At 72.8% G+C, this 6,768-nt stretch carries 5 protein-coding genes; 3 read left to right on the top strand and 2 right to left on the bottom strand.

Features of this window, described 5'->3' with window-relative positions; genetic code table 11:
* Positions 1–29 precede the first annotated feature (29 nt).
* The gene (gene hemG, locus D7V93_RS34490; protein WP_120647418.1) at positions 30–1,397 is read right to left on the bottom strand and encodes a protoporphyrinogen oxidase; all 1,368 of its coding nucleotides are present in this window, start codon (positions 1,395–1,397) and stop codon (positions 30–32) included.
* 103 nt (positions 1,398–1,500) lie between these two features.
* Here hemG and D7V93_RS34485 point away from each other — a divergent pair, with 103 nt between their 5' ends.
* Positions 1,501–2,190: an SDR family oxidoreductase gene (locus D7V93_RS34485; protein ID WP_120647417.1), complete on the top strand. Its 690-nt coding sequence runs from the start codon at positions 1,501–1,503 to the stop codon at positions 2,188–2,190.
* A 159-nt stretch (positions 2,191–2,349) separates the two neighbouring features.
* Positions 2,350–4,743 carry a CapA family protein gene (locus D7V93_RS34475; protein WP_158623932.1) on the top strand — a complete coding sequence of 798 codons (2,394 nt, stop codon included), beginning with the start codon at positions 2,350–2,352 and terminating at the stop codon, positions 4,741–4,743.
* A gap of 11 nt (positions 4,744–4,754) precedes the next feature.
* Here the strand turns inward: D7V93_RS34475 and pdxH are convergent, their stop codons facing one another.
* On the bottom strand, positions 4,755–5,351 hold the full coding sequence (gene pdxH, locus D7V93_RS34470; RefSeq protein WP_120647414.1) for a pyridoxamine 5'-phosphate oxidase: 597 nt from the start codon (positions 5,349–5,351) through the stop codon (positions 4,755–4,757).
* Between the two features lie 66 nt (positions 5,352–5,417).
* Here pdxH and glgA point away from each other — a divergent pair.
* A partial coding sequence (gene glgA, locus D7V93_RS34465) for a glycogen synthase GlgA (protein ID WP_120647413.1) occupies positions 5,418–6,768 on the top strand: 1,351 nt, incomplete at its 3' end.

The raw sequence follows: 6,768 nt of genomic DNA, 5'->3' as shown, positions 1-6,768 counted from the left end.
CGCCCGAGCCCCAGGCCGTCCCCCCGCCGCTACGCCAGCGCGTCCCCGAGCCGCGTCGCGTCCCGGATGCAGTCGTTGACGCCCACGCCCCGGTACGCGTTGCCGGTGAGGTGCAGGCCGGGCCAGCGCTTCAGGCCCGCGTCCAGGGAGGCCAGGCGCTCCAGGTGGCCCACGGTGTACTGCGGGATGCCGCGCGGCCAGCGGACCACCTGCGTCAGCTCCGGCGTCGCGCTGAGCCCCGTCATCGCCTTGAGCTCCTCGCGCGCCAGCGCCACCAGCGCGTCCTCGTCCCGCGCGACGACGTCCGGCCGCCTCGCGCCGCCCATCAGGCAGGTGAGCAGCCCCCGCCCGCCCTCCGCACGGAAGGGGAACGTGGTGGAGACGTGGATGGTGCCCAGCACCGCCTTGCCCTCCACCGCCGGCACCAGGAACCCGAACCCGTCCGGCTTCGGCGTCGCCCCCGGCGCGAAGCCCAGGTGCACCACGGCGATGGGCGCGTACGGGATGCCCTCCAGCTTCGCCGCCAGGGGCTCGTCCAGCGGGCGCAGCAGCCCCGCCGCCACGTGCGAGGGCACCGCCAGCACCACCTGGGACGCGAGCAGCTCCACCGGCCGCCCGTGCTCGCGCACCCGCACCTTCCAACCGGAGGGCTGGGGCACAAGCCCCTCCACCTTCGCGTCGGTGTGCACCGCGTCCCCCAGCGCCGCCGCCAGCGCGTCCACCAGCACGCCCAGGCCGCCGTCGAACGTGCTCAAGAGCCCCGTGAGCTTCGACTTCGGGCCCCCGTCCGAAGCGGTGGCCTTGCGCGCCGCGCGCTGCGAACGGATGGCGCCCAGGATGAGGCTGCGGTGCTCACGCTCGAACTTCACGAGCTGCGGGAAGGTGGCCTCCGCGCTGAGCTTCTCCGGGTCGCCCGCGTAGATGCCCGTCTGCACCGCGTCCAGCAGCACCGTGGTCGCTTCCGGACCCAGGTGGCGCCGTCCCAGCTGCGCCAGCGACTCGTCCACCCCCTCAGGACCGCGGGCGCTGAACAATTCGCCCAGCACGCGAAGCCGCGCGGAAAAGGAAAGGATGTCCGACGTCAGGAACCCAGGAGGTGACGACGGCACCGCCCGAAGTGCACCGCGAGTGAAGATGTAGCGGTTTTTTGCCGCCACATCCGCCGGACGGATGCGCGCCTCCACGCCCAGCGCCGCCGCCAGCTCCCGCGTCGCGGGCTCCCGGTCCAGGAAGCTGTTGGGCCCCGACTCCAGGAGGTAGCCCTCTTGGGCAAGAGTCTGCACATTTCCACCCACGCGCGCGGTCGCCTCCAAAACCACCGCCTCCGTGCCCCGGGTACGTAACCGGTGAGCCAGGACCAGTCCTGAAATCCCGCCGCCGATGACCGCGACCGTCATGTCGTTCTCTCCGTGCGGTGTCCTGGGGTGAGCACCCCTGGGGCGCCTTAGTGCGAACGGGGCCGCTTTGCCAAGGAGCGGCGGACAGCGCGTTAATACAAGCATGCGCTACGTGATCACGGGTGCCAGCCGCGGCATCGGTTTCGAGTTCGTGCAGCAGTTGCTGCGACGCGGAGAGACGGTGGACGCCGGGGTGCGTGCCCCGGAGCTGGCGCGTCGGCTGGAGCCGCTGCTGCATGAATCCGGCAATCGCCTGCGGATCCACGCGCTCGACGTCACCCGGGCGGACAGCGTCCAGGCCTTCGCGGCGAACGTCTGCCGCGAGCCGGTGGACGTGCTCATCAACAACGCGGGCGTGCAGGGCCAGTGGGTGGGGCTTCACGAGCTGGACTACGAGGACCTGGAGCGCACGTTCGCGGTGAACGCGCTCGGGCCCCTGCGCATCACCTCCGCGCTGCTGCCCGCGCTCCGGCACGGCCTGGGCCGCAAGGTGGCGCACGTCACCTCGCGCATGGGGTCGCTCTCCAGCAACACGGAAGGGGGCGCGTACGCCTACCGCATGTCCAAGGCCGCGCTGAACATGGGCGTGCGTTCCATGGCCAACGACCTGCGCCGCGACGGGCTGGCGTGCGTGCTGCTGCACCCCGGTTGGGTGCAGACGGACATGGGCGGCGTGGATGCGCCGCTGCCTCCCTGCACCTCGGTGAGCGGGATGCTGCGGGTCATCGACGGCCTCTCGCTGGAGCACTCCGGCCGCTTCTTCGACTACGAGGGCACGGAGGTGCCCTGGTAGTCCGTTCGTCCCGGCGCGGTGTCCAGGGGTGAACGCGCCCCCGAGCACGGGGGCAGGCAGGCAGCCCTCCGGTGCGAGGCCCGCCCTGGCGCCCGTCCGCATTCGTCCCCATCTCGTCGCAGGACGTGGGCGACGGTCGAGGCGGCGCAGGGGGACGGAATGGGGCGGCGGTATCTGCCGGTGGCGTGGGTGGCGGCGTGTCTGGTGGCGTGCAGTCCCGGAGCTTCCGCGCCGTCGAAGGACCCGGGGATCGTGACGCCGCCGGGCGAAGAGACCCCGCCGGTGACGTCTCCGCCCGACGAGACTCCTGACACCTCGCCGCCCCCGGTAGAGCCGCCTCCGCCCGACGAGGAGACGCCCGACGAGGAGCCGCCGCCCGAGGAGGAGGTGCCCCCGGTGCTGACGGCCTGCGCGCCGGAGCCCGCTTCCGACGCGGCCGTGTCCGAAGCCGAACGCAAGGCCCGGCACGCCTATGCGTGCACCGGCATCGCGCTGGAGGGCACGCTGGTGTCCGTCGCGGGCGCCCCGGTCGCGAACACCGTGGTGCGCGTGGGGGACGCCGAGGCGCGCACCGGCGCGGACGGCCGCTTCCGCTTCCCCGCGCTGCCCCGGCACAACAAGCTGCTCCAGGTGGAGGCGGAGGGCTTCCGTCCGGCGGTGGTGGCGGTGGAGCTGCGCCGCGGCCTGTCCGAGACGCGCGTGACGCTGCCCCCGGTGCGGCTGTCCCCGAAGGACGGCGTGCGGATGCTCTTCGGCGGCGACGTGTCGCTGGGCCGGCGCTTCCTGGATCCGGACGACACCACGCCCCGCAACCAGATGCCCCCGGACGACCCCGCGGCGCTCATCCGCGTGTCGGATCCGCTGCCGGGCACGAAGGCCGTGTTCACGCACGTGCGGCCCTACTTCCAGGCGGCGGACTTCCGCGCCGTGAACCTGGAGACGCCGGTGACGGACTCACCCACCACGCCCCACGACGAAAAGGCCTATGCGTTCTTCACGCTGCCCGGCTCCCTGCCCGCGCTGCCGTGGCTGGGCGTGGACTACGTGAGCCTGGGCAACAACCACGTCTACGACTACCTGGCGCCCGGGCTGAACGACACGCTCGCGCACGTGGCCGCGACGGGCATGGCCTTCAGCGGCGCGGGCCGCGACGAGGTGGAGGCCTTCGTCCCCGCGCGCGTGTCCCTGGCGGGCTCCAGCTACAGCCTGGTGTCCATGTGCTCCATCACCGGCAGCGCGCATGATCAGCAGTACGTCGCGGGCCCGAACCAGGGCGGCGCGGCGGACGCGCGGGACCTGGCGCGGGCGTCGGCGTTGCTCGGCGCGGAGCGCGCCCAGGGCCGGGTGCCGGTGGCGGTGCTGCACACGGGCGTCGAGTACAGCGTGCGGCCCTCCACCCCCACCGCGCAGCGGATGCGCGACCTCATCGACGCGGGCGCGGGGCTCGTCATCGCGCACCACCCGCACATCCCGCAGGGCTTCGCGCGCCACCAGGGCGTGCTGATGGCGCAGTCGCTGGGCAACCTCGCCTTCGACCAGGACCGCCTGGAGACGATGGTGGGCCTGCTGGCGGAGGTGGAGGCGACGGGCGCGCGCGTGGACCGCGCGCGCGCCGTGCCGGTGTACATCGAGGACTACCGCCCCCGGCCCATCGCGGGCGAGCTGGCGGAAGGCTTCCTGCGCAACCTGGCGGAGCTGTCCCGCGAGGGCGGCGTGGAGCTGGTGCCCCAGCCCTCCTGGGGCGAGGTGCTGCCCGCGGGCGCGCACGCGGCGGTGAGCGAGCGCACCGTGGACGTGCCGGTGACGGTGGACGCCAACGGCCGCGCCACGGTGGACCTGCGCGCCTTGCGCCACGAGGGCGAATCCGTCGCGGTGGCGAAGCTCACCGGCGCGGACGGGCTCACCGGCGTGAAGCTCAAGGCCGGGCGCGACGTGCTCCTGCACGGTGACTTCGAGGACCACGACGTGGATGACGACGTCAACGAGGCGCCGCGCTGGGGCCTGGAGTACGGCGCGGGCTTCGTGTGCCAGGACGGCCCGCACCGGGGCGCCGCGGCCCTCTGCCAGCGCAAGGGCGCCGTGCCGCTGGTCAACCGCTTCCGGCCGCCGGGCTTCGCGGAGGGGCCGCCCCACCGCGACCTCACGGCGGTGGCGTGGCTCAAGGGGCAGGGCGGCGGCGCCTTCTCCGTGGGCGTGCAGTACCTGCCCGTGGAGTCCTACACCCTCTTCGGGGAGCAGACGCTGCTGCGCCAGGACGGCGGCACCTACGACTGGAAGCAGGTGTCAGAAGACCTGCGCTTCCCGGCGGATCCGCCCCGCCCGGACCTCTGGAACGCGCCCTGGGCCCTCAACCTCACCCTCCACACCGCATCCCCGAAGACGGGGCAGGGCGTGACGGTGGTGGATGACCTGGCGCTGGTGGCCTGGGAGCGTCAGGCGGCGAGCGCCACGCTCACGCTGGAGACGCCGCACGCGCGGGACTTCGTGCGGGTGGAGGCGCCCGAGGGCACGTACACGCTGCGCGTCACCTTCCGCGAGCACCGCGTGCCCTGAGGCCGCGCCCTTCAGGGGAACAGCAGCTGCGTCTTCCAGCCGTCGCCCTCGCGCAGGTACAGGTTGCGCTCGTGCAGGCGGCTGGGGCGGCCGTGCCAGAACTCGATGCGATCCGGCACCACGCGGAAGCCGCTCCAGTGCGGGGGCCGCTCCACGGGCCGGCCCTGGAACCGGGCCTCCACCTCCGCCACGCGCGCGTCCAGCAGCTCGCGCGTCGGCAGCTCCTCGCTCTGGAGGCTGGCCCACGCGCCAATCTGGCTGCCGCGCGCCCGGCTCTGGAAGTACGCGTCCGCCTCCGCGTCCGACACCTGCTCCACCCGGCCTTCGATGCGCACCTGCTGCTCCAGGGGCGCCCAGTGGAAGCACAGCGCCGCGAAGGGATGCGCGGTGAGCTGGCGCCCCTTGCGGCTGTGGTGGTTCGTGAAGAAGACGAAGCCCCGCGCATCGAAGTCCTTGAGCAGCACCACGCGGGCGCTCGGGCGGCCCGCGTCGTCCACCGTCGCCACCACCATGGCGTTGGGGTCCACGGGGATGACCTGTTTTGCCTGGGCGAAGACGTCGGCGAAGCGCTGGATGGGGTCGGGCGGGATCATCACGCGCCGCACCATAGGAAACCCCGCCCCCGTGCGCACGTTCGCGGTTGACTCCCCGTCTGGACTCGCAATGGTGCGTTCATGAAGATTCTCTTCATCGCCTCGGAGGTCACCCCCTTCTCGAAGACGGGGGGACTGGGCGACGTCGCGGGGGCCCTGCCCACGGCGCTCGCCGCGCTGGGGCACGACGTGAAGATCGTCACGCCCCGCTACCAGGACGTGCGCAACACCGGACACCTGGAGCCCACCGGACAGTCCCTGGTGCTGCGCTTCCCCTTCGGGGAGACGGGCGGCCCCGTCCTGTCCGCGCGCCTCTCCGAACGGCTGGAGGTGTGGTTCCTGGAGAACGAGGCCTTCTTCGGAGGCCGCAAGGGGCTCTACGGCGACGCGGGCGGTGAGTTCGCGGACAACCCCCGCCGCTTCGCCTACCTGTGCATCGGCGCGCTCCAGGCCGCGCAGCGGCTGCGCTTCTTCCCGGACATCATCCACCTGCACGACTGGCAGACGGGGCTGGTGCCGGTGGCGCTGCGCCGGGGCTTCCAGGGCACGCCGCTTGGGCGCGCGAAGTGTGTCTTCACCATCCACAACCTCGCGTACCAGGGGCAGTTCCCCAAGGGGACGATGGGCGACCTGGGGCTGCCCTGGGACCTCTTCACGCCGGAGGGTGTGGAGTTCTACGACCAGGTGAACTTCCTCAAGTCGGGGCTCGTCTTCTCCGAGGCGCTCACCACCGTGTCGCCCACGTACGCGCGCGAAGTCCAGACGGCGGAGCAGGGCTACGGGCTGGACGGCCTGCTGCGCCGCCGCTCGCACGCGCTCACCGGCATCCTCAACGGCATCGACGCGCACGAGTGGAACCCCCGGACGGACGCGTACCTGCCGGAGCGCTACGGCCCGGAGGACCTGGCCGGCAAGGCGGTCTGCAAGCGCGCCCTGCTGGAGCGCTTCGGGCTGCCCCCGGACGACGGCGCGCCGGTGTTCGGCATCGTCAGCCGGCTGGCGTGGCAGAAGGGCGTGGACCTGCTGCTGGAGACGATGCCCGCGGCGCTCCAGGCGGACCTGCGCTTCGTCGCGGTGGGCAACGGCGACCCCGGCCTGGAGGAGGGCCTGCGCGCGCTCCAGGCCCGCTTCCCCAAGCAGGTGGGGGTGCACATCGGGTTCGACCCGGCGCTGTCCCACCTGGTGGAGGCGGGGTCGGACTTCTTCCTGATGCCCAGCCGCTACGAGCCCTGCGGCCTGAACCAGATGTATTCGCTGCGCTACGGCACGGTGCCCATCGTCCGGGCCACGGGCGGGCTGGTGGACACGGTGGAGGGGGGCCTGGACGGCAACGGGCTGCTCTTCGAGTCCTTCCACCGCTCCGCGCTCCTGGCCGCCATCCGCCGGGCGATGTCCCTGTACGCGGATCCGGTGCGCCTGGGCGACTTCCGGG

Origin of the sequence: Corallococcus llansteffanensis, assembly GCF_003612055.1 — a bacterium.
Taxonomy (GTDB): Bacteria; Myxococcota; Myxococcia; order Myxococcales; family Myxococcaceae; genus Corallococcus; species Corallococcus llansteffanensis.
The sequence above is the reverse complement of the archived record's forward strand: the minus strand, read 5'-3'. Positions and strand labels throughout refer to the sequence as shown.

Coding starts and splice junctions, on each gene's coding strand:
- pdxH (WP_120647414.1), bottom strand. CDS start 5,351: ATGGTGCGGCGCGTGATGATCCCGCCCGACCCCATCCAGCGCTTCGCC.
- D7V93_RS34485 (WP_120647417.1), top strand. CDS start 1,501: ATGCGCTACGTGATCACGGGTGCCAGCCGCGGCATCGGTTTCGAGTTC.
- hemG (WP_120647418.1), bottom strand. CDS start 1,397: ATGACGGTCGCGGTCATCGGCGGCGGGATTTCAGGACTGGTCCTGGCT.
- D7V93_RS34475 (WP_158623932.1), top strand. CDS start 2,350: ATGGGGCGGCGGTATCTGCCGGTGGCGTGGGTGGCGGCGTGTCTGGTG.